The sequence below is a fragment of the Acetobacter lovaniensis genome, from assembly GCF_014207635.1.
Lineage (GTDB): Bacteria > Pseudomonadota > Alphaproteobacteria > Acetobacterales > Acetobacteraceae > Acetobacter > Acetobacter lovaniensis.
In genome coordinates this window covers 1-22367 of sequence record NZ_JACHIE010000019.1, presented here as the reverse complement: position 1 = coordinate 22367, position 22367 = coordinate 1, and the positions used below count along the sequence as shown (strand labels likewise).

28 protein-coding genes are annotated in these 22367 nt (G+C 51.0%); 8 read left to right on the top strand and 20 right to left on the bottom strand.

Features of this window, described 5'->3' with window-relative positions; genetic code table 11:
• Positions 1–13: 13 nt before the first annotated feature.
• The 4 genes from mnmA to HNR55_RS14600 are packed head-to-tail and all read right to left on the bottom strand — an operon-like array spanning position 14 to position 3838.
• A complete protein-coding gene (gene mnmA, locus HNR55_RS14615) occupies positions 14–1096 on the bottom strand; it encodes a tRNA 2-thiouridine(34) synthase MnmA (protein WP_166116593.1) in 1083 nt (360 codons plus the stop codon).
• A gap of 27 nt (positions 1097–1123) precedes the next feature.
• A complete protein-coding gene (locus tag HNR55_RS14610; protein ID WP_166116591.1) occupies positions 1124–1438 on the bottom strand; it encodes a ferredoxin family 2Fe-2S iron-sulfur cluster binding protein in 315 nt (104 codons plus the stop codon).
• A gap of 56 nt (positions 1439–1494) precedes the next feature.
• Positions 1495–2679 carry a cysteine desulfurase family protein gene (locus tag HNR55_RS14605; protein ID WP_166116628.1) on the bottom strand — a complete coding sequence of 395 codons (1185 nt, stop codon included), beginning with the start codon at positions 2677–2679 and terminating at the stop codon, positions 1495–1497.
• A gap of 10 nt (positions 2680–2689) precedes the next feature.
• Complete coding sequence (locus tag HNR55_RS14600) at positions 2690–3838, bottom strand: cysteine desulfurase family protein (protein WP_166116589.1); 1149 nt, start codon at positions 3836–3838, stop codon at positions 2690–2692.
• A gap of 114 nt (positions 3839–3952) precedes the next feature.
• Between HNR55_RS14600 and HNR55_RS14595 the strand changes: the two genes are divergently transcribed.
• Together HNR55_RS14595 and HNR55_RS14590 are read left to right on the top strand one after the other, a co-directional pair.
• On the top strand, positions 3953–4126 hold the full coding sequence (locus HNR55_RS14595; protein WP_166116587.1) for a hypothetical protein: 174 nt from the start codon (positions 3953–3955) through the stop codon (positions 4124–4126).
• 190 nt (positions 4127–4316) lie between these two features.
• Positions 4317–4982: an alpha/beta hydrolase gene (locus tag HNR55_RS14590; RefSeq protein ID WP_166116585.1), complete on the top strand. Its 666-nt coding sequence runs from the start codon at positions 4317–4319 to the stop codon at positions 4980–4982.
• Between the two features lie 110 nt (positions 4983–5092).
• On the opposite strand, the gene HNR55_RS14585 is transcribed toward HNR55_RS14590, so the two are convergent.
• Together HNR55_RS14585 and cysS are read right to left on the bottom strand one after the other, a co-directional pair.
• The gene (locus HNR55_RS14585; protein WP_166116583.1) at positions 5093–5866 is read right to left on the bottom strand and encodes an RNA methyltransferase; all 774 of its coding nucleotides are present in this window, start codon (positions 5864–5866) and stop codon (positions 5093–5095) included.
• Positions 5863–7239 (bottom strand): cysteine--tRNA ligase, encoded by a 1377-nt coding sequence (gene cysS / locus HNR55_RS14580; protein WP_166116581.1) that lies wholly within the window; start codon positions 7237–7239, stop codon positions 5863–5865. Before cysS ends, HNR55_RS14585 begins: the two co-directional genes overlap by 4 nt.
• A 304-nt stretch (positions 7240–7543) precedes the next feature.
• Here cysS and HNR55_RS14575 point away from each other — a divergent pair, with 304 nt between their 5' ends.
• Together HNR55_RS14575 and HNR55_RS14570 are read left to right on the top strand one after the other, a co-directional pair.
• Positions 7544–8857, top strand: coding sequence for a site-specific integrase (locus HNR55_RS14575; protein WP_166116580.1), 1314 nt, complete (start codon positions 7544–7546; stop codon positions 8855–8857).
• A 496-nt stretch (positions 8858–9353) separates the two neighbouring features.
• Complete coding sequence (locus HNR55_RS14570) at positions 9354–9596, top strand: hypothetical protein (protein WP_166116578.1); 243 nt, start codon at positions 9354–9356, stop codon at positions 9594–9596.
• Between the two features lie 25 nt (positions 9597–9621).
• Here the strand turns inward: HNR55_RS14570 and HNR55_RS14565 are convergent, their stop codons facing one another.
• The 11 genes from HNR55_RS14565 to HNR55_RS14520 form a co-directional block, all read right to left on the bottom strand.
• Complete coding sequence (locus HNR55_RS14565) at positions 9622–10857, bottom strand: hypothetical protein (protein WP_166116575.1); 1236 nt, start codon at positions 10855–10857, stop codon at positions 9622–9624.
• On the bottom strand, positions 10857–11666 hold the full coding sequence (locus HNR55_RS14560; RefSeq protein ID WP_166116573.1) for a hypothetical protein: 810 nt from the start codon (positions 11664–11666) through the stop codon (positions 10857–10859). Before HNR55_RS14560 ends, HNR55_RS14565 begins: the two co-directional genes overlap by 1 nt.
• A 399-nt stretch (positions 11667–12065) precedes the next feature.
• The gene (locus tag HNR55_RS14555; protein WP_166116571.1) at positions 12066–12659 is read right to left on the bottom strand and encodes a GIY-YIG nuclease family protein; all 594 of its coding nucleotides are present in this window, start codon (positions 12657–12659) and stop codon (positions 12066–12068) included.
• Positions 12660–13114: 455 nt separating this feature from the next.
• Complete coding sequence (locus HNR55_RS14550) at positions 13115–13579, bottom strand: phage GP46 family protein (protein ID WP_184382753.1); 465 nt, start codon at positions 13577–13579, stop codon at positions 13115–13117.
• Complete coding sequence (locus HNR55_RS14545) at positions 13567–13935, bottom strand: hypothetical protein (protein WP_166116567.1); 369 nt, start codon at positions 13933–13935, stop codon at positions 13567–13569. The genes HNR55_RS14550 and HNR55_RS14545 overlap by 13 nt, the downstream gene beginning before the upstream one ends.
• The gene (lysC, locus tag HNR55_RS14540) at positions 13922–14185 is read right to left on the bottom strand and encodes an Rz1-like lysis system protein LysC (protein ID WP_166116565.1); all 264 of its coding nucleotides are present in this window, start codon (positions 14183–14185) and stop codon (positions 13922–13924) included. Before lysC ends, HNR55_RS14545 begins: the two co-directional genes overlap by 14 nt.
• A gap of 261 nt (positions 14186–14446) precedes the next feature.
• Positions 14447–14581, bottom strand: coding sequence for a hypothetical protein (locus HNR55_RS17085; RefSeq protein ID WP_260400929.1), 135 nt, complete (start codon positions 14579–14581; stop codon positions 14447–14449).
• A gap of 75 nt (positions 14582–14656) precedes the next feature.
• Complete coding sequence (locus HNR55_RS14535) at positions 14657–15112, bottom strand: hypothetical protein (RefSeq protein WP_166116562.1); 456 nt, start codon at positions 15110–15112, stop codon at positions 14657–14659.
• On the bottom strand, positions 15109–15477 hold the full coding sequence (locus HNR55_RS14530) for a hypothetical protein (RefSeq protein WP_166116560.1): 369 nt from the start codon (positions 15475–15477) through the stop codon (positions 15109–15111). Before HNR55_RS14530 ends, HNR55_RS14535 begins: the two co-directional genes overlap by 4 nt.
• Before the next feature lie 83 nt (positions 15478–15560).
• The gene (locus HNR55_RS14525; protein ID WP_166116558.1) at positions 15561–15857 is read right to left on the bottom strand and encodes a hypothetical protein; all 297 of its coding nucleotides are present in this window, start codon (positions 15855–15857) and stop codon (positions 15561–15563) included.
• 180 nt (positions 15858–16037) lie between these two features.
• Entirely contained in the window at positions 16038–16472 is a 435-nt protein-coding gene (locus tag HNR55_RS14520) for an HNH endonuclease signature motif containing protein (protein ID WP_166116556.1), read from the bottom strand.
• Positions 16473–16623: 151 nt separating this feature from the next.
• On the opposite strand from HNR55_RS14520, the gene HNR55_RS14515 reads away from it, so the two are divergent.
• From HNR55_RS14515 to HNR55_RS17320, 4 genes are read left to right on the top strand one after another with little or no spacing between them, the layout of a single operon-like run.
• Complete coding sequence (locus HNR55_RS14515) at positions 16624–17367, top strand: DNA circularization N-terminal domain-containing protein (RefSeq protein WP_166116554.1); 744 nt, start codon at positions 16624–16626, stop codon at positions 17365–17367.
• Between the two features lies 1 nt (position 17368).
• Complete coding sequence (locus HNR55_RS14510; protein ID WP_166116552.1) at positions 17369–19372, top strand: phage tail tip lysozyme; 2004 nt, start codon at positions 17369–17371, stop codon at positions 19370–19372.
• Positions 19372–19911, top strand: coding sequence for a hypothetical protein (locus HNR55_RS14505; protein WP_166116550.1), 540 nt, complete (start codon positions 19372–19374; stop codon positions 19909–19911). Before HNR55_RS14510 ends, HNR55_RS14505 begins: the two co-directional genes overlap by 1 nt.
• A complete protein-coding gene (locus HNR55_RS17320; RefSeq protein ID WP_166116548.1) occupies positions 19904–20257 on the top strand; it encodes an HNH endonuclease in 354 nt (117 codons plus the stop codon). The genes HNR55_RS14505 and HNR55_RS17320 overlap by 8 nt, the downstream gene beginning before the upstream one ends.
• On the opposite strand, the gene HNR55_RS14495 is transcribed toward HNR55_RS17320, so the two are convergent.
• Genes HNR55_RS14495 through HNR55_RS14485 form a run of 3 tightly spaced genes read right to left on the bottom strand, consistent with a single transcriptional unit; the run spans position 20244 to position 21988 of the window.
• The gene (locus HNR55_RS14495) at positions 20244–20660 is read right to left on the bottom strand and encodes a hypothetical protein (protein WP_166116546.1); all 417 of its coding nucleotides are present in this window, start codon (positions 20658–20660) and stop codon (positions 20244–20246) included. The two genes, HNR55_RS17320 and HNR55_RS14495, sit on opposite strands and share 14 nt — an antisense overlap.
• 56 nt (positions 20661–20716) lie before the next feature.
• Positions 20717–21076: a hypothetical protein gene (locus HNR55_RS14490; protein WP_166116544.1), complete on the bottom strand. Its 360-nt coding sequence runs from the start codon at positions 21074–21076 to the stop codon at positions 20717–20719.
• 45 nt (positions 21077–21121) lie between these two features.
• Positions 21122–21988, bottom strand: a complete 867-nt coding sequence (locus HNR55_RS14485; RefSeq protein ID WP_166116542.1) for a hypothetical protein — start codon at positions 21986–21988, stop codon at positions 21122–21124.
• Between the last annotated feature and the right edge of the window lie 379 nt (positions 21989–22367).

The window sequence follows — 22367 nt, the reverse complement described above, 5'->3', positions numbered from 1 at the left end:
TCTCCTGTTCTGTTCAAGCCGTAGCCTGCTGGTCCGTCCGGCGGATAAACCCGCCGCCCAGAATACGACTCCCCTGATAAAACACACAGGCCTGACCGGGGGCGGGCATGGCGGGTTCGTCCAGCAGCACGGTTGCGCCATCGTGGGTTGGGACCACACGGGCCGTGCGCGGCTCTTCACGCGCGCGCATCTGCACCTTGCAGACAAGGCCTTCGGCCGGAGGGTCCAGCAGCCAGTTGACATCCCGCACGGACAGGGAACTGACAAACGCATGCGCACGCGGGCCAATAATAACACGCTTGCGGCCCGGCTCCACGCCCACCACCATCTGGCGCTCACCGTGCAGGCGGGCAGCATTCCCCAGCCGTTTGCTCTGGCCCACGGTAAAGCGCATCACGCCCTCATGCGCGCCCACAACATGGCCGGACTGGTCCACAATCTCGCCCGGCCCGGCCATTTCGGGGTGCATGCGCTCCACCAGATCCACGTAGGAACCATCGCTGACAAAGCACAGGTCCTGGCTGTCTGGCTTGCCTGCCACAACCAGCCCGTACCGCTCGGCCTCGCGCCGTACGGCGGCCTTGTCTGGCATGTCACCCAGAGGGAAGCGCAAAAAATCAAGCTGGTCGCGGGTGGTGGCAAACAGGAACCAGCTCTGGTCACGCGTCTCATCCACCGGGCGGTGCAGTTCCGCACCCTGCGGGCCTTCCACACGGCGAACGTAATGGCCGGTGGCCATGGCATCGGCCCCGATTTCCTTCGCCAGTCCCAGCAGGTCGGTAAACTTGACGCCCTGATTGCACGCAACACAGGGGACCGGGGTTTCCCCCGCCGCATAGGCATCGGCAAAGCGTTCGATCACGCTATCCTGAAACCGGCGTTCCGCATCAATCACATAATGCGGGAATCCCAGACGGTCGGCCACGGCGCGGGCGTCGCGGATGTCCTGCCCCGCACAGCACGCGCCCTTTTTGGCCGCCCCTCTGGAATCGTAGAGCTGAAGGGTCGCGCCCACAACCTCGTGCCCTTCTTCCAAAAGGCGGGCAGCCACCACGGAACTATCCACCCCTCCGGACATGGCAACAAGAATACGCATGGGCGGGCTTTCCTTCCCTTTTTGCTCTCAGGCCTTGCCGGGCAGGCGCACGACCAGACCATCAAGGGCTTCGGTCATGACAATCTGGCAGCCAAGGCGCGAGGTTTTTTCCAGCCCGAACGCAAGGTCGAGCATGTCTTCTTCATCATCGGTCGGGGCTTCCAGCCGGTCCGCCCATGCGGGGTCCACCACAACGTGGCAGGTCGCGCAGGCCAGAGACCCCTCGCACGCACCCTCAAGGTCCACATCATGCTTATGGGCAATTTCCAGCACGGACAGGCCAACCGGGGCATCGACCGTGCGTTCTGTTCCGTCCTGCTCAACAAACGTCATCTGGGGCATTGGTTTTCATCCTGCCAAAAAATATCATGGCGGCGGCGGCCTGTATGATCCGGGCCTTAGGCTGCGGGCATGGGCCGTCGGGGTGTGGCCCGCACCTGCAGGGCAGCCTGTGCCAGACTGTCCGCCGCGCGTTCTGCTTCGGCGGTGGAGGTAAAACGTCCGGGGGACAGACGCAAGCTTCTTCCTGCTTCATCAAAGCTCAGCCCTATGGCCTCCAGCACGTAGGAGGGGGCCAGTTCGGCCGAAGAGCAGGCCGAACCAAGGGAAACCTCAAGCCCGGGCATGACCGCCAGAACCTCCGCCGCACGCAGGTCAGGCGGCAGGCGCAGGCTGAAAATACCCGGCAGGCGCACAGCCTCCTGCGCATTGACCACACATCCGGGCAACTGCGGACCCAGACGGGCCAGAAACACCGCCTGCACTTTGGCCAGATGTGCACCATCACGCGCCATATCCGTGCTGGCAATCTGGCAGGCTTCCCCAAATCCTGCCAGCAAAAAGCCCGGCAGGGTGCCAGAACGCAGCCCCCGCTCCTGCCCACCGCCAGAGAACAGGGGGGTCAGGCGCACACGCGGACGGCGACGTACAAACAGGGCTCCCGCCCCCTTTGGCCCATACAGCTTGTGGCTGGAAATGGAGGCCAGAGCCACGGGCAGGGCATGCAGGTCCAGCGCAATTTTACCCGCCGCCTGCGCCAGATCGGTATGCAGCAGCGCCCCCGCCTGCACGACCAGCGCACCCAGTGTGGCAAGGTCCTGCAGAACCCCGGTTTCGTTATTAGCCGCGGCAATGGACACAACAGCCGTGGGGGCCTCTGCCAAAGCGCGGGCCAGCACCTCCGGCTCCACCTGCCCAAGGGGGTTAACCGGCAGAACAACCGGCTCAAACCCTTCATACGCCAGATCCGCCACACTTTGCAGCACGCATTTATGCTCGGTCGCGGCAGTTATAATTCGGCGGCGCGGGCTGCCCTGTGCCGCCAGATGCCGTGCCGCTCCCTTGATGGCAAGGTTATTGGACTCGGTCGCCCCCGAGGTAAAAACAATCTCACGCGCCTCTACCCCCAACAGGGTGGCAACCTGCGCGCGGGCATGTTCCACCATATGGGCCGCCCGGATGCCGCTGGCATGGGTGGTACTATGCGGGTTGCCGTTTTCCTCCGCCAGAGCGCGCAGCAGAACCGCCTGCACGCGCGGGTCGCATGGCGTGGTTGCCGCGTGGTCAAAATACAATGCCGCCATACCCGGCCCCCTATTGCGCCAGAGCCAGACCAGCCCCGGCCGCCATGCGTGCGTAACTTTGCACAAACCGCTCCACATCCGCCTCCCGCACGTTCCATGGCAGGGACACGCGTATGGCCTGCCCCGCCTGTTCCCCCAGCCCCATGGCCTCCAGCACATGGGAGAACGCCACCTTGCCCGACGAACAGGCCGAACCTGCGGAAACACAAAGCCCGTCCAGGTCCAGCCGCATCAGCTGCCCCTGCGCGCGCCGACCGGGGAGCACAAGGGATGCCGTATTGCCCAGCCGTGGAGCCCCTGCGCCACACACCAAGGCTCCTGTGGCCTGTGCAGCCTGCTCCAGCCGGTTACGCAGGGGGGCCAGATCGCGCGGGTTGTCCAGAGCATCACACAACGCTGCGGCAAGCCCGGCTATGGCGGGCAGGGGCTGGGTGCCCCCCCTGCGCCCCTGCTCCTGCCCGCCGCCTTCAAACACCGGGGCCAGCGGCCTTGGGGCAGGCCCGCGCAACAGCAGGGCACCAGCCCCTTTTGGCCCACCCATTTTGTGACCGGAGCAGGCCAGACTATCCGCCCCCAGTTCTTCCACATTCACAGCCATGCGGCCTGCGGCCTGCACGGCATCCACATGCAGATGTGCACCATACTGGCGGCACAGGCGGGCCACCTCGGCCATGGGGTGGAGCACGCCTGTTTCATTATTAGCCAGCATGAGGCAGACAAAGGCGGGAGCGCCCGGCGCACTCAGGGCTGCCTCCAGCAGGTCCAGACGAACCTGCCCGTGGCTGTCCACCTCCAGCCATGCCCTGTCCGCCCCATCGGGCACACCCTTGCGCACGGCATCATGCTCGGTGCGACCAACCAGAAAACGCCGCCCCTGCCCAAGCCCGTGCATGGCCAGCACGTTGGCCTCCGTGCCGCCAGAGGTAAACACGCAGTTGAGCGGAGCCACACCAAGCCGGTGCGCTACCGTGTTGCGCGCCTCCTCCAGCACGGCGCGTGCGCGCCGCCCCGCATGGTGCACGGAAGAAGGATTCCCCGTAAGGTCCGCAGCCTCCAGCATGGCCGCGCGCGCCTGAGGCCGCAGGGGCTCGGTCGCGTTGGCATCCAGATAGACGGGTTGGGAAAAATCCTTTGCCCTATCGTCTGTTTTGTCATTCATGCTTTTTTTCCACCCGTAACCATACCAGAACTGCGCTTTTTGCAGGCCGTGCAGTACGGCCATTGTCACGATTTATGTGGAAATTCTGGCCCCCAAGCCGCTATAGAGTGCCGTATGGTCAGCACCACAGGGCACAATGGAGACGGCAGGCTGGAAACGGGTTTTCCCGCATGCGCAGCATTCACGGACAACAGCCCGTATGATTATGCCTGCGTTTTGCGCAAGGTCAACGCCGGAGTGTGCCGCACACCCTTTTCTGGTCGTGGGACGGGCACCATGTGTCTGTAATGCGCTCCTTTTTCCGTTTTCCCCCAGAAACGGAAAAAGGAGACAGGCTGACTGAGAATTAAAGCTTGCGGGCCTCTGGTTTGCCCGCATGTTCCGACCCGGAACGTGGCATCGTTCCCTGCCGGGGCAATTTATCAAACCCGGAAGCGTCATGCCCGTGGACGCCCTTCCCAGATCAAGCGGAACCTACATGCCTGAGGTTATGTTTGCCGGCCCGGATGGACGTCTTGAAGGACGTTATCACCACTCAAACGAGCCCAACGCCCCGCTTGCCCTCGTGCTGCACCCCCACCCGCTGCACGGCGGCACCATGAACAACCGGATTACATACGCCCTGTACCGCACGTTCGAGAACATGGGCTTTTCCGTCATGCGCTACAATTCCCGTGGGGTTGGCCGCTCGCAGGGGCGGTTTGACGGGGGCATTGGCGAAATTTCCGATGCCGCAGCAGCCCTTGACTGGATGCAGATGATCAACCCCAACGCCAGCGGTCTGTGGATTGCCGGGTATTCGTTCGGGGCGTTCGTGGGCATGCAGCTGCTGATGCGCCGTCCGGAAATTACCGGCTGGATCAGCATTGCGCCGCCTGCGGCCCATTATGACTTCGGCTTTCTGGCCCCCTGCCCGTGCGGCGGGCTAATGATTGCCGGTGGCAAGGATGACATGGCCCCCGAGCCCGCCATCCACAAACTGGTGGATAAGCTGAACACCCAGAAAGGTGTTGCAGTGGACTACCGTGTGTACCCCGAAGCGGATCATATCTTTGCCAAACAGGCAGACAAGATTACCGCTGCGGTGGAAGACCACGTAACCCGCGCCATGAGACAGCAGCACATGGCGCTGGCCGCAGACTAACTCCTGCGCGGTATCCGGTGTGGGCTGTAGCAGCAGGCCACACCCGTTAACCCCAGTCCGCCGCATAATCTGCTGCGGGTTGGGGCCAGACCGCCTCCCTTGCGGGGTGGTCAGTCCTCCATCCGGCGGGGGTGTGCCAGTTCGCGCACAACACCATGCAGGGTGCGTAGTTCCTGCTCTGTAACTTCCCCACGCGTAAAAAAGTGACGCAGGTTGCGGACCATGCCGGGGCGTTTTTGCGCGTTCCGCAAAAAGCCGCATCCATCCAGTTCGCGCACAAGGTGGCCCATAAAGTTCTCAAGCTCACCTTTGGTGGCTACGTGCGTCTCGTTGGTCATGAGCGTGCGGGGGGGTGTTGCGTCTGCCGCCATCCACCATTCATACGCCATGATCATGACCGCCTGCGCCAGATTGAGCGACATGAAGGTCGGGTTAAGCGGGTAGCGGATCAGCGCGTCCGCGCGTGCCATATCCTCGTTATCCAGCCCGGCGCGTTCGGGGCCGAACATCAGCCCGACCCTGAGCCCGCGCTGGGTTGCCGCACGCAGTTCCGCCGCACCGCCACGCGCGGTCATGACCGTTTTTACAATATGGCGCGGCCGTGGGCAGGTGGCGTACACATGGTGCAGGTCGGCTATGGCGTCATCCACACTGTCATGCACTGTGGCGGCTTCCAGAATCCTGTCTGCACCCGAGGCCGTGCGCCATGCCCGGTCCTGTGGCCAGCCATCACGCGGGCTGACAAGCCTGAGGTGAAACAGCCCGCCATTGGCCATGGCGCGGGCCGTGGTGCCAATGTTCTCGGCCATTTGCGGCCTGACCAGAATAACAACAGGTGTGTTGCCCAAAGGCTCCAGAGGTGCCCCGCCGTCCCGCCCGGTCATGCGCGCCTCCAGTTCGTGCCGTCTTTTGTATCTTCGAGCACAATACCCTGTGCCTGCAACTGGTCGCGCAGGGCATCGGCCCTTGTAAAATCCCGCGCTTTTTTGGCGGCCAGCCGCTCCGTTATCAGGTTTTCAATCGCGGCATCTTCCTCGGCGGAAGACTCTCCGCGGAACCACTGCGCCGGGTCCCCCTGCAACAGACCCATTAACGCCCCACCGGCTTTGAGCGCGCCTGCGGCCTCGCGGTCCCCGCCCATGGCCTGATTAGCCAGCACATGCAGTTCGGCAATGGCCCTGGGGGTATTCAGGTCTTCCGCCAATGCGGCCAGTACGGTTTGCGGCACAGGGGTTGCGGGCACATCCGGCACGCTGGAGAGGGCACGGTAGAACCGGTCCAGCGTCTTGCGGGCCTCATTCAGCCCGGCCTGCGTGTAATTCAGGGTGGAGCGGTAATGCGTGCCCAGCAGCAGCAGGCGCAATGCCTCCGCCGGAGCCTGCGCCAGCACATCGCGGATGGTCAGGAAATTGCCCAGTGACTTGGACATTTTCTCACCGTCCACCAGAAGCATGGCGTTATGCACCCAGTAATTGGCAAACTGGCTATGCGGGAAGCAGCACAGGCTTTGCGCGCGTTCGTTCTCATGATGCGGGAAAAGCAGGTCCGACCCACCACCATGAATATCAAAACTATCGCCCAGATAACGGTGCGACATGGCCGAGCATTCAATATGCCACCCCGGACGCCCCCTGCCCCACGGGCTATCCCACCCCGGCTGGTCTGCATCTGATGGTTTCCACAGCACAAAGTCACCCGGTGCTTTTTTGTAGGGTGCCACTTCCACACGTGCACCCGCTTCCAGCTCATCCGGGTTACGGCCGGAAAGTGCGCCGTAGGAAGGGAACGACCCGACCGAAAACAGCACATGCCCCTGTGCCGCGTATGCGTGCCCGTTTTCAATCAGCCGGGCGATCATGGCCTGCATCTCGCCAATATTATGGGTCGCGCGGGGTTCTATGTCGGGGGGCAGCACGCCAAGGGATGCCAGATCCTGATGAAACTCCGCCGTGGTACGCTGGGTAAGCGCGCCAATATCTTCCCCATTGGCGCGGGCGCGGGCGGTAATCTTGTCATCCACATCGGTAATATTGCGCACGAATGTAACACGGGGGTAGAGCGTGCGCAGCAGCCTGACCAGCACATCCGCCGTAAGCATGGCGCGCAGGTTGCCAATATGGGCCAGATCATACACCGTGGGGCCACAGTAATAGACCTTGATATGCGCGGGATCGAGCGGCTGGAACGGCACGGTCGCGCGGCGCTGGCTATCGTGCAGAAACAGGGCGGGAGCGGGGCTTGGGGAAACGTGCGGCATGTCCGCCTAGATGCGCCACCCACGAAAACGATGCAATATGTGTATGGGCCAAAAAAACCGCGATTATTCCAAAAAACAGGACTTGACGCTCTTACCCTTTTATCGCTTATAGTCCGGCCTTAGCGCAGACTATGCGCTTGTGCCCTTATAGCTCAGTGGTAGAGCAACCGCCTTGTAACTTATACAATTACGGTGCCACTTTGGATATAAGTCATTGTTATTGCTGAAAATTATTAGACGTTGCCCTCCCCGGAACACAGCATTACGCTAATACAAAGCTAATACAGCACGGGGTAGCAACAGCATGGCGGTGTATTACGATAGCGTAACGCCTTATCGCCTCTTCAAAAGAGGCACAACTTATTGGGTAAGGTTCTCAATAAGGGGCCAGGGCCAGATCATCAAATCGCTAGGCACGAGAGATGAGCGAGAAGCCGCAAAACTAGCCTTCGAATTCTACGCGCAAGCTGTCCACAATGATAAACTTGGTATCAAGGCAAAGCCTAAGTCCTTCAATGAATGCTTGGATTCATACCTTCGCTATCAACGCAAGCAGATGGAAAACGGCATAATATCCGAGAAGAAGTTTAAGAACCTCTACGGCATCACGAACCGATATATTCGTGAGTTTTTTGAGAAAGAAAGCGTCACACATATAACAAGTACCAAAGTCGATAGATATTGGGACTGGCGCAATGTCTATTGGACTGAGGGGCCGGGTCGAGACATTCAGACGATCCCTTATGTTCGTGATGGTAAAACGATAACAAGACCCGTCAGTCAAAGGTCACGTAAACCGCCGAGTGGATCAACTAAGGCTGATGAAGCCATGGCCTTACGTTCCTTCTTCACATGGCTTCGTCGTGAAGGCTTTATAAGCGAGGTCATTGAGGTTAACTCTCAACCCATTAAGCCCAATCCCAGACCGAGTTTTACATGGGAGGAATATGGAAGGCTTAATATCGTAGCGACTCGAAGAGCATTAGGCGACGAGTTCTTACACCCACGCGTCAGAAGAGATCGACTAAGACTACGTGCCTATGTGGAGTTAATGGCTTTCACAGGCATGAGACCACCAGAAGCAGCAAACCTTCTGTGGAAAGACATTCTTCATTTTAAACCCAATATCGACAGTAGCAGTGACGATGCCCGTTTGGCTTGCGGGAAACGGATTCGCTTACAAGTCCACGGCAAGGACAAAAACAGAACCATCGTACCGATGCCAGAGGTCTATTGGTCAATCCAACACTTATGGGATTTGTGCAGAGAAGAGCTTGGCAGAAACCCCTTACCTACCGAGTCGCCATTCATAAACAGCAGAGGGAATGTTCAAAGATCATTCCGAAATGGACTCGATGCCTTATTGGAAGAGGCAGGTCTTTTATATGACTACACAGGGGCAAAGCGTTCCGCTTATTCTCTACGGCACTTCTTCGCCACACAGATGATTATAGCCAAGGTACCATTTTACGCTTTGGCTCATAATATGGGCACGAGCCCCAAAATGCTCCAAGAATTTTACGTGGATGCCACGTCAGAACAACTCGCAGAACAGCTACAACCTGAATGGAAGATGTACGCTTCCGAACTGGCAGTTAGAATTAGTAATGATGATTGAGTGTGTAGCCCGGCCATAAAGGCCGGGGTCACATGGTGCTGGTTGTGGGACTCGAACTCACGACCTACCGCTTACCTTCCCACTTCGACTTTCGCCGCCGGGCAACGTGGGTTGCCCGTTCGTGGTCTGGACTATACCTTCACCATAAGCCGAAGCCGTTAGGTGCGAACCGTCTAGTCTCTACACGTTCCTAGTTTCCTAGGCTTCGCTCGGTATTAGCATGGGATTACTCCCTAAGCCTTCACCGAATTTGGCTCGTTCTACTCCAAGGGTTTCCCCTTAGGCACTCGTAATTCAAGGCGGTTGCTCTACCAACTGAGCTAAACCAGCATTGCCTGCGCTCTTACCCAAGCAGCAAAGGGCTGTCAACACCCAATAATATCAGTAATGCCCTATAAGCCCCGCTCGTAAGGGCTAAGGTGTTTTTGCTCCAATGTAGCGTGCAAAGGCTCAGAAGCTCTGTAGAGGACTCTAAGGGTATTTGCGGAGTTTCGAGATGGACCCGGTTATTAAATTGATAGTCCAGGCAAGAGTTATGTTTTTATTTGATGAGCCGGAAATAGGTAAGTTAGTGACGCAGTTGAAACCTAGAGAGGTCGATGATGATATTTGTGTAGAAACAGATGGCAAAAGCCTTTTTTACAACCGTGAGAACATCAAACAAGCTACACGAGACGAGTTAATGGATCGAATGAGAGTGTTGGCTCCATTCGTTGAGGTTGAGCCACATGAGAAATAAAAAAGGGGGCCAAAGCCCCCTTTGATCATATGATGATCGCTGCCAGATTATGAAAATTACTAGCAAGTTTGTGCGAACTGCCAGAAGACACCACATCGAATATGACATCATAGATGTCAGAAAATAGTGCTGGCAAAGTCCTATCCTTACGAGGAATCTTGAGTTGATCACCCGCATTGGCCATTGCGGTCACAAGACTCCAAACATTGTGGTTTTGGAAAAGGAGATTATTTTTCAAACCACCCAACTCCATTCGCCTACCCGCAGAAGCCCCTCTCAGGTCATATGCGAGAGCATCCCACGTCATAAAGGGTAATACCGGCCCTTTGATCCCCGTATAGTCTTGGTTTCCCAAGGCCCATAAGCCATGCGGAATTTCATGTAGAGAAAATCCGTAAGTGTCAGGCCGCCAATCGTCAATTTGATAATACTGGCGGCTCAACGAGACCGAGTTAAACGGATACGCACTATCAAAGGAAACCTGAATTTCCTCCGAGTTTAACAATTGGCGCAACCCGTCTCTTATGGCCGTTAAAGCCACGTAGGCTTTCAAACTGCCTAGGCCAAGGAAATGAAACCACGTATCTTTCCGAATGAGGCCATCCCTCCTCATGTCAAATAGCCGACTGACTACTGTTGACATGTCTTTTCGGGACTTACCAGCAAAGGACCACCCCTCAAAGTTGAACCCTTTCACCCTGTCATACCAAACCTGACTTTCGTAAAGGTTCCTCCCCTGAATGATGTTTAGCCAACGGATATTCTGACCTAGCCCGAGGCTGCCATTCCACTCACTATAGAGTGTAAGCAGGTTTACCGTTTCATCTAGGCAATCATGGAACGTCCTGTAGTGAGGATTTTTTCCTGCCTCAATGGTGCCCAATGGAACATCAAGCGTCAGCGCAACATCAGCGTGCTTGACCTGATACTCCCACATTTTGCGGGCGAATTCCTGATCGGCTTTGATCGTGCTGTTGATTACCGAGTATCCCCCGCTATCAACAATATGAACCTGATCAGGTCTTCTTGTGTGGGTGATATCCACCCCCTTTACGTCACGATAAACGTGAGCGGAGGTAAGAAAGACATCAAGATTAAAGACCTTTCCCGCTTGGAGAAAGTTAAGGTCTTTAACTTGAATGCCCGTATCACCAAAACTCCTAAATCTGTGTTGGTTTTTACAGACATTGGAGCTGAAAATGGGCTGAACAGCCGGGGCGAATATCGCCCCCGCCGTCTGACGCTGAGAAAGAGGCGCCATTAGTTCAGACCTGCCAGAACGCTGTTCAACTGATCCATCAGCTTCCCCTCAAAGGTCGCTGCTTTCACAATCTTACCCGCCCCAGCGTTGGGGTCGAACACAACACGGCAAACACCGTTTTTGGTAACGAGAATTACCTCATTATCCTCACCCATCAGGTCAGTGTTTGGCAGAGCCACTTCCCGCCCTATCAAGGCAGCATTCGCCGTTAGGTCTTTCAACCCTGCGCTCAACTTGACAACATTAGTATCACTCACAGACGTTTGTGAGTGATTGTCGAGCTTCTTGTGGAAGAACGCGTAGGTTTTTTCGCGGATTATCTCCGCGAGCTTCGATTCATTCCCGAATGTCAGCAGACTACGGTCTTCACTGGCTTTCCATACCGCATAGGCATCGTCCACCAGTTGAGTGATTGCGGGCGGGTTGTTCTTGTTAAAGTCCGCCACTCCCTTGCCTAAGCAAGCTCTTGCGAAAAGCGAGAAATCTCCGTGTTTGACACCAAGGTTTCCGCTCGGATAACCACTCTCTTTGCGGCTTTCCTCGATCACGTTTTTCACGAGATCGAGATTGTTTTCACAGGCGTATTCATACGCAATCACGATACCAGCTACCAACTGGCGTTTGATCCCGCGAAGCTCTGTCGCTGCCCGTATATACTGTGTGTTGGCCAGTTCTTTAATGGCCGTAACGCTAAGGGCAAACGATTGTTGAAAATCGAAGAGCGTATCTTCGACTTCATTATTGCTGGAAATTTCCAGCAAACGATCTTGATTTGAGGACACGGAAGTTGAATTTGCCTTGTCAGACATTGGAATTTTCCAAATATCAACGGCATGAAATTACACCGAGGCAAGACGTGGTCACGTCTTGGATGCGTGATCAGGAAACGAACCTGAAACCCTTGCGAGTAGCCATTTCCACGCAAAAGAGCTTTCGCTCTGCCTTCCGTATCCTATTGTCAAAGACCACCTGAGCGAGGGGCTTGCCCTCGTCTCTGTCCCTGTATATAAACAAAATAAGGCTATTTGTGAATGCATTAAATTATTACAAATTATCCATAATCGCCCTCTCACGGTTGACCCCTGTGATTAGAAGTGCAAGCCAAAACTACGAATCGTAATTGCCTAGGTATTGGAATCCAATGCCAGCAATGATGTATCGGTAATGCCTCACCAACGGTCAGTGTAACAAAAGATCAAAGTGTAATTTTATGATGCCCAAGAGTCTTCTTTAATTTTCCTAAGATAGAAAACATCATCCCCAAAATAAAATGTTAAATCGTCACCTTTGATTGTTACCCCAATATCATGGGGTAATTCGATTGTTTTCTTATGCCAGCGGCCATTCACTATCAGTGCAATTTCCTCGGGGTTACTATCACGCAGCATTTCACGGAATTTGCGTGTTGATGTGCCTTGTCTATTGGGTCGGTTGTATTCCTTGAACCAGCGCACTTTATCGCCAGAAAGAGTTCCGCTTAACTGAGCGTATTCAACGCCATTCGTATCAATGCGAATGTGAATTTTGTTGCCAGTTCGTGTTGCTGTAACTGACCGAATATATGGGTCAGCAGTCCAGCCCATATAATTGGGAACATTACCATAAGTGCCGCTTTTGAAGAGGCGCTTTGCCTCGACCAAGGATAATGGCTCTTCTAGCGTTTGGTATTCAAAGTTTTCAATACCGTATTTCCTAATATCCGTTCCAAGCTCATCATGTATTTTGGCTCTATCCATTAATTCCTTGGAATCAAATCCAAAAAATAATGAGCCATCTATTAAATTTGTTATCACGTAAGCCATCGAAATATCTCCTAATATTCAATATTTTACACTCACTATGCTTCAACTGTCTGTAAAAAATCGTAATTTTTCACACTTCACACCCGTTGTTTCCCTGACGTGTGGAATGTTAGTCAAAAATTCAGCCCAAGACCTGATTGAAGTGTAAAAAAATATTATTTTTGTGGGTTTCAAAATAAACTCTGTTTATATAATTTGCTTTTATTAAAACTGATTTCGAATAATCCAAAAATAATAATTGTTAAATATTCAGCTTTTTTTACACTTGTGATTGTCTATATGGTCGAAGTGTAAAAAAAATGAGAGTTTGGGAAATATGAATCTTTGTTTCGTTTGTATGTTTTAATTTATGGGAAGTGAAAAAAATTAATATAAAAATAGAAAAGTTTAAATAATCTAATTTTTTTACACTTTTTTATCGCGCAGCTCATTGTTTATATGAAATATAAAGGCTCTTATAAGCTCTGATCCCATACATAAGAGAACTGCTCAGTTAGGCCATTGGACTTCGTGACAGTGATGTCCGCGCCAATGTTTCTCTTCGTGGTATCCGTGAAATAGGCACTTGCAGATACCGACTGAGCGATACCATCATCGACAAGCCATTGTAGGGCTTCTTCGCAATAGGCTTTTGTTCTGATAAGGTATTCTGAGGGATCGCTGACCGAGAGCAGTTCAAGTTGCCAGATACGAGAACCGATTGGTTGCTCTCTATAGGCATCAGCCCACCAGCCCCTCTGGTCAATGCTCAGTGTCCAGTCTGAGTCAGCTACTCGATCAGTCATCAGGGATATCATGCAGGCAGTTGAGAGGTCGTAACCTGTCTGGACATCAACAGTGATGTTCGTTCCCAAGAGGCTTTCAAGGTCGATATCAGCCCTCTGCTGTTGATTGTCGTAGGTCATTCTTATATCGGCCATCTAACACCTCTTCGATTTTCACATGGCGATTTATGCTTGATGACCAGCATGAAGAGATCATCACCAGTTAAAATATGCTCTTCATAGGCGGCTTTCAGGTCTGCCAGCTTCTCTTCAATAACCTCATTTTTCAAAGTGGCTTTGCTGCTATGTACCCTCATCTCATCAACTAAATCGTTGTGCTTTTCAGCAAGGTATCGCCACGGATCACTGACGATATTCAGGGATGTCTCGGAGTGACATGCTTCATAGTGGTCACGGAGAATGTCATTGTTCAGGCTATTGGCGTGATGCTCGTTATCGAGTTGCTCTAATACGAGCTTACCTATCTCTGTTGCGAGGTCATTTCTTTCCATTTGTTGGTTCCTCAATGTTTTTAATGGCTTTTAGCTTGTCCCGGCAGTCATCACCGGCATTACTTAAATCGAGAATGTAATAGGCCAGGTCTTTATCCGTGGGATCATCTGGTACTTGTGGAGCTGCCTGACAGAGAAGCATGTTTGAGGGAATTGTCAGTGGGGCTTGCTGTGGAATTGTGGTCGCGCAACCCGTTAAGAACATTCCTAATGGCAGGACTAGAAGCGCATGAATTTGTTTCTTTTGCATTGGCGATACTCTTGATGATCATGATGGTTTTGGCTTGACGTGATTGCTCCTGCTTCAAGAGTGCTGTTTGTTGCTCTTGATATTTCGCGTAATCAGACTTCATCCGTGTGATAGTCTGTTGGGATTGGGCCAGTTGGGTTTCTTTTAGTCTGCTATCAAGCTGGTAGTGTCGGCCCCATAAAAAGAGGCCGACAATCACACCAATGACAACAACCCATTTTCCAAACTTTTCCAGTATGGGTAATAGGATTGCTGCCATTGTTAAGCGCCAGTTGTTACATCGCTGATAACTGTTTCAGCCGTTGCTTTAATTTTCTTGCGATAAAAAATAACAGCTACGATTGCAGCAATGTTCAGGACTTCGGTAATTCCAAAAGTCGTAAGAATTGTGAGCATGATAACCTCCAGATGTTGTTATCATGTATTTATTTGCTCACAAGAAACCCCAGAGTATGAGTCTGGGGTTTTTATTTAATCGAGTAGATACACAACTTCGTAGATATTAACTTTCCCATTTACAACGGTATCACTTACGGCACCACAAACGAATGTTTTTTCATCCTTTTTGTAACATTGACCAAGAGCTTTTTTGTATTCCAACTTATTGCCAATCCACACACCATCAATATCAAAGTGGTCATTTTTGAATGTCATATGGAATGTGATTGCTACATTTTTTTCATCACCAAATGCCATTGTTGAAACCATCTTGTCATTGGTCAGCAATACAGACGTATCACATTCAATGGGGTGATTATTTTTATCGGAATGATCCCAGTCATTAAGCGAAATGCTGAGAGAGGATTTAACATCTGCCAATCCGATATGGCTTGCGGGGAGACAATGACCTTTATGATTACTCATTGTCTCCGCGTAGGCTGTAATGGGCATGATCGCCACAAGAGCAGCTAGAGCTATTTTTATCATTGCCCGCTCACCATCACATCAAAAGTCCCATGCCCATCTAAGGTGCCCTTGCAACCAATGAAAGAGTTATAGGGATCATATGAGCAGCGGAGATTACTCGCCGGAGCATTAGTTCCCATACCGGGTATCTGGCTGTCACGAACGCCTCCGTAAAAAGCTGATCTCCCGGCCATATGAACGACAAACGTATGATCACCTGATGAGAAATTCCAGTCCAAAATACCCGGCGTTAAAGGGCTTTCCCATATGTTGCCGCGTGTCATTTTGAAATGATAAGTGTGATGGTCAAAGATCACAGTCGAAGTCTGTGCATGAACTGATATGGGTAAAATTAGGCCAACTGCGGCCAGCATATTCTTAAACATTTTAACTCCTGAAATAAACATACTGGCTTTTTAGTGTCGTTTTCTAATCGCGTCATGAAAAATATAGTCTTAATAATTATTTGTTAATATATTGTGAGAAATTCCATCAAAATATCAACACTATTATCTTCTTCATACCTTTCTTTTATGTCGCAGAGTGTGTCGTATCTCTTCAAAGATTGCTCAACCTCAATCTTATCTTCTGCTGTCATAACTCCCATATCCTCAATAAGCTCATTATGCTCTTCGATAACTGCGTCTATCTTCTCACAGAGCAATTCGTATGGCGTCTTCAGTTCTTCGGTTGTCTTTAGGCAGAACTCCGTGAAGTCCTTTGCTGTGTTTTCGAGTAGTTGTGTTCCTTCTTTGAGCTTATCCATTTCCTTGCTCCTGATCTTGTGGTTCTGGGAACAATGAGGACATCAATGCCTTCATATATTCATCGCTAGGTATGTTTCCGTTATCAATGCTCGACAAAACGGACTTCAAATTTATGATGTTTATCAATGTGTTTTTTGTTAAACGGCCTTGAAAATACAGACCCAATATATCTGAGTTATTCATGGAATTAACCCTTTAATTTGTTTTACCGTATTGCGACTGATATTATATTTTCGTCCTATGGCGTTGAAATCGTCAGTGTCGTTTATGATTGCGGTCTTATCACTGGGTGAGAGCGGAGCCTTGGGTCTGGCTTTTCTGTCTGCTGCATTATCTTTTTGTGTGCCCACTCTCAAATGGCGTGGCTCAACACACGAACGTCTGTCACACGCATGAAGCACCAGCATATCTTTTGGTATAGGGCCATGATGGATTTCGTATGACGCACGATGTGCCAGTTTCTGAGTTGAATTGTCACGAACCCAGCCATATCCGACATCAGAATATCCACCGAGATAATCCAAGCAGTGATGCCCATTGATAATGGGTGTGTTGGTATTAATTTCTGTTTTAGCCTTCAATGAATCTTTGGCTGTTATTTTTTTCTTTGGCATTTTAATTCTCCTTTGAAATGCGGAAAGCAATACAACGCTTTCTTCATTTCTATTTATGCGGGAGACGCCAAAACACCGTTCTTAGCTCTGAAATTGTTATTTTCATCTCAATAAATATTCGACGATCGTATATTTTATTGAGGTATTACTTATGACAGTCAGTCCAGTGGGTAGTTTTCGTGGAGTGCCATTTTATATTCGGGATTTTTCAGATAGCGGCATGAACCGATCTATCATCGTGCATGAGTTTCCCAATCAGACAAACCCGTACCTAGAAGACCTTGGGGCCAATACACTTAGGTTTCGCTTCTCTGCTTTTATAAGCAATGACTCAAACCTCTATATGAGCCGAGACCTTCTTGAAGCGGCTCTACGTGTCAAAGGCATTGGGGAATTACTTCATCCAAGTCGCGGTATGTATCGAGCGGCGTGTATTTTTTCTGAATTTTCTGAGAAGATGAATGAGAAGGGCATCATACAAGTTGAAATGGAATTTGTCGCCGCGACTGTATTGCCGCAAGTTCCCATAACGCCCCTTGGCCTACTTGATACCGCTGGTGATCTGCTCAGTGAGGCAATGGGCGGTCTTGATGACCTTGATTTTGGTCTCGGTGATACCGCGAACAGTCTCTTGAATGGGGCTGTTGGTATGGCGACCACTGCGGTTACGACGACCGCAATATCCGGTATCGACTCAGTGATGAGCCATTCAACGCTTGGTCGATATGCTCAGAACCCATTTTCCACGACCAGTACCGTTACAAGCAAGGTCACAGGTTCCACTGACGCGCAGAAATTCAGCAGTGCTCAGTCCCTTACGATCACAACAACCAATACCGCAAAGCAGAGTTTAAGCACGTCACTCGCTGCCGCGAATGCTGAGTTAGGAGCATAACATGGCAGCAAATGGGACATTTACGACCAGAGTGGAGTTGGTTGATGCCGCCACAGCAAAGCTCAAAACACTCAATAAGGAGTTCAGGGCCGCACAAGCACCCATGCGGGCGTATCAGAAGGAACTAGCCCAATACAATAAGCTGTCTGGCTATGACGCATCGATGAAAGCCCGCAAGAAGCACCTAGACGATATGAAGAAGGGCTTCACATCGCTCAAGGGTCATATCAGTCAGGTCACTTCACCGCTTATGGGTATGACCAAGGCGCTCGCTGGTGTCATTGGTGTGGGTTCGGTGATGGGTGTTGTTAAGCTCACACAGAACTTTGCAAATTGGGGTCAGGAAATACGCAATGCGTCTGCGCTCTTGGGTGTCGCAGGTGACAAGATTGTCCAGTTAAACCAGATGTCCAAGCTCACAGGCTTGGATCAGATTGGCGGTCTCAAGAATTACCAAGATACACAAGCACAAGCTGGTTCGGGCATGAACGCACAAGCGCAGTTCGCGGACAATATGTTGGGCATTAATCCCAATATGAAATTCGAAGATGCCCAAGTCAAAGCCATTGCTCGTGTTCAGCAACTCCTTAAAAACGGCACCGTAAATCAAGCTGGTGGTCGTAACCTCTTGAGTGCCGCTGGCCTTGATCCTGCGCTTATGGATCAGGATTTAGCCCGCTTCAAACGTCTGCAAAAGGCTTCGCAGGACAATGCCCGCGATATGGCTCCGTTCGTCAAGCAAGCTGAAGACCTATCCGATAAGTTCAAGATGGCAGGTGGTCGAGCAGGTGTGCTGACTACCAAGTTGGAAGCTGCTCTCGCACCCGCAGTCAATTCCCTTTTGGACTCATTCATCAACTGGTCAAATGACGGTAAGAACGTCGATAGCATTATGGCCGACATCAAAGGTGTCGCAGATGATGTCGCCCAAGCAATCAAGAACATCGACTGGAAAGCGGTTAGCGATGGCGTAAGGTCGTTCTTTGGCGAGGCCAAGAAGCTCTACAATCTTCTAGGTGGTGCCACGGGCCTCGTAGGTATCTTTCTCGCAATCAAGGCTATTAGCTTCACGTCATGGGCGGTTGGTGTGGTCGCAGATATTGCGATGATCACCAAGGCGTTTACGGGCATGAGAACAGCGGTTGTCGCTGCTCAAGCTGCCAAGCTCGGTGGGGCGGCAATCGGTGGTGGAGCTGTCGCGCCTGTTCTCGCTTTAGGTGCTGCTGCGGGTGTGGCTGGGTATGCGGGCTATAGTCTCTACAAGGAACTCAAATACGATGGCTCTGACGCTGGTATCGTGGCTAATCGACAAAAGCAGATGTCTATGGATCGTAGGTATCATTCCTCGGGTAGATACTCCCCCCTAGAGCAGCAACAGCGCAAAATGGAAATGATGGACTTTCTGGTCAAACAGAGAGGTCTCAAGCCAGAGCAGGCCGCCACGATTGTTGGTAATGTCCAACAGGAATCAGGCTTCAATGAGAAGGCCATCGGTGACAACGGCCATGCTGTTGGTATCTTGCAAGAGCAGCGACCGCGCGAAAAAGCCATACAGAAGCAGTTCGGCAAGCGTCTTGACCAAATGTCATGGCAGGAACAGCTAGACGCGAACCTATGGGAAATGAAAACCAGCGAGAAGAAGGCCGGTGGCGAGTTCTACGGGGCTTCAACACTAGAAGATGCCAATAAGGGCTTTCTCGATGGCGAACGTCCCAAGGAATACCTTGATAACGGGGTCAGGGGCAGGGAGTACGCCACTCGCCTCAACAACGCACGGTCCACTCTCTCACAATACCAGCAATACAGTGGCGGCACACCTAAGGGTCAGGCCCAGCAAACTACAGCAAATGCCAATGTCTCGGGTGACATGACGATTAACCTCAATGTCAATCATGAGGGCAAAGTTACCAGTGCGACAATGGGCTCTCACACATTGCCGGTAAATCCGAAAATTGGAGACGTTAAAACAAGGACAACATCACAGCCACGTATCGGAGGCCGATAATGCAAAGCATCATTGATATTATGGACAACATCACAGACTTATACCCAGACCCGGTTCAACGTCTGTCAGTTTTTATCGGCATGATGGAAAAAGTTGGGTATGATCCAACGAGTAGAACATTAGTACCGACAATGAATGAGACCACGGCGACAAGCCTAAGGATCGTGATCCTCAGTTATATAGGCGCAGCGGTCAGTCAGATTGAGTTTGATTCCTCGTCACAAGCCGAGAATATACTCACGTCATTGAAGCCACTCTTTGAGGCTCAAATGGGTGATAGCAATTTGGACTCTCAGGCATTTAATCGCTTAAAGCGCCTCTATACCAAGACTATCGCGGATATCAGCACTCGCGGGTCAGTGTTACCACAGGTTGTGGAGTTTTATGTCGATCCCACGGACAAGATACCCTTACCTGTGCTGGCGCAGTATATCTATCAAGATGGGTCGATGGCCGATGACATATTGCTACGCAATAATAGCAAGATCATTCACCCCCTGTTCGTCAACACGACACTTGAGGTGATTAACAATGGCTGAGAAAATCAGGTGTTCATCGACACAGAGGAACTATCATTACAACCGCACTCATAGGAACATGCGAACAGAAAAGTATGATAGTACATGGCGTGAGTTTTCAGAGAATTATCGGAAGAGAAACCCGTTCTGCGTGATGTGTTGGGATGAGGGAAATTACAACTCCCTGCACATTCATGTCGATCATATCGTGCCATTGGATAAGGCGCCTGATCGTAAATATGACCTTGAGAATGTCCGTAGCTTGTGTCGAAGTCATCATGGCTTGGTAACACGCAACTACCTGAATACCGGGGTCAATGAGTTACCCGTGACCCCGGCAAAGACAGACGGGCCTATTGAGCTGTAGTCTTACCAGCACGGCGAGCTTTAACAGCCGCGTGAAGACGGTTAATTTCCTTATCAAGCTCGCCTTTGATGGCTGCTTCTTTGACCTGTCCCAAGAAAGCAATCAAGCCGGGAATACCGCCCGTGACTTTGATGCTCTTACCTTTTTTGCCGGGAATTTCGATTTTCATGCCTGCGAAGCGAAGGTCACCAATGAAGTTCTCATTGTCGGTGCTTGAAAACCACAAACGAACTTCACGTGTCTTTTTGCCAGTCGTGACGGAATGTTTTTTCCCCTCAGCAGAGCTTTCATAGCTCTTAATCTGCTGATCAACATTGGTAATGAACTTGTCTCTCGGAGACGCCCCTTTGGGCTTTTCTTTTTCATCAACAAATTCAACACCGGATAAGAAAGAGAATGACATTATGACCTCATCTCAAGGGAATGATAAACACATATCCGGGTCTATTACCAAATGCCTTAAATGGCAATGATATTGAGGTGACTGGCTATAATGGCTCGGAATTTAGCTTCACATCTTTCCAATGCGATATCGAAGAGAGGCCGGGGTTTCACCTGATGTCCATGACGGACTGATCCCGCGAACAATGCTGTCGCGTATCTGGCATCTGCTCTTGCTACCAAGGATAACACGGAGCCTTTTTGCCTGACTGACCATTTCAGATGACTGGCAAGATAACCAGTTTCGGTATGAGGCAATCCATCCCCATACTGGTTAAGCAGTAGACGGGCCTCTCTTACGAAGACCCGACCACACTCTTTAAATGCCAGTTTTAATGCGTCTTGGTCTAATGCCAAGGTAGGTACGATGATATCCATGTTGCACTCCAAAACAATATTTATGAGTGGAGCACATGATATTATTCATGATGTTTTATATGTTTGTGGCCCTGTAGCCCCACCATGAACGTCATATGATTCAACCCAAATACGTTTTCCAGTATTCTTATATGTCCGCCAATGGCCTGATCTACTATGCGGCCTCATTGTCCACCCTCCACTACCTACTGTTGGCCTGCTAGACAGAATAGTAACAGTTGAAGGGCTTGGTGTTATTATTATGGGTGCTTTAATTGGCGATCTTCTGGAAGATGGCTTCCTATTATGCTTTTTGGCGAGAGCACCGGGAGGCACCGAACTGGATACCATTCTCGTTTTAGCATTATATAACCAAAGCAAATAATAAACTTGAAACAATCCACGATCTGCTGTTGATGAATTGAGAAATTCACCAAGTGTCATGTCAATGAAGGGGGCGCACAATGGAACAAACCCAACCTTTAAACTATCAGGTACGTTTTCTTCAACTATTATAGGAGAATAGCCATGCAAATACCAAGACCATCCATCTTCTTTAAATGTGCCTTGGAATATTAAAACTTTTATGGTTTTATGATCATCAATATCTGATGCTTGAAAACAAAGTGATACAAGATAATGCATAGAGCCATTTGGGTATTTAAATCTCGAAACAATAAAGAGCTTGTCGTATGGTAAGTTGTAATTGGTCAGTGACTCACTGCTTACGAGTGTGAAAAAATCATTGCATGAATGAGCCTCTTCTATGTCATAAATATGATAATCCCATGATATTTTATGTGTTAAATAGTTTCCGTGCCCTTCTGGGACATCCCAATATGTATCAATTTGATTTTTATTTTTTTTGCAATAGTCTTTCAGAGCCAACACAATATCCGACGCATTATCTGAAAGAGCAACGGTAGTGGTCATAATATCACCTATTTATTTTTATCCCCCCTGATTTATCATAAGCCCTGATATACTACCAGACACTCATGACTGTCATTATTCACGTCAAAAGGTACGTTACGAAAAGTCCCATACAAGTGTTCCCTTATAGAGACTTTTCGTAACACACCTTCTGAGCAGCAGACCAACTACAGGCGAGCGCAGTGAGCAAACTGGAACCCCGCCCTCACAGACGCACAAGCACCCAACACAACAGAGAACACCTAGACCCGTATGAGCAGGAGCCTACGGGCTTATTGAGCGGTAATCAGACTCAGCTTGACCTCCATGAAGCGATTACCCTGACCCACAGGCAGAAATGAAATGACACGGAAGGTCTCTTGGACAGTTGAGCGGTCAG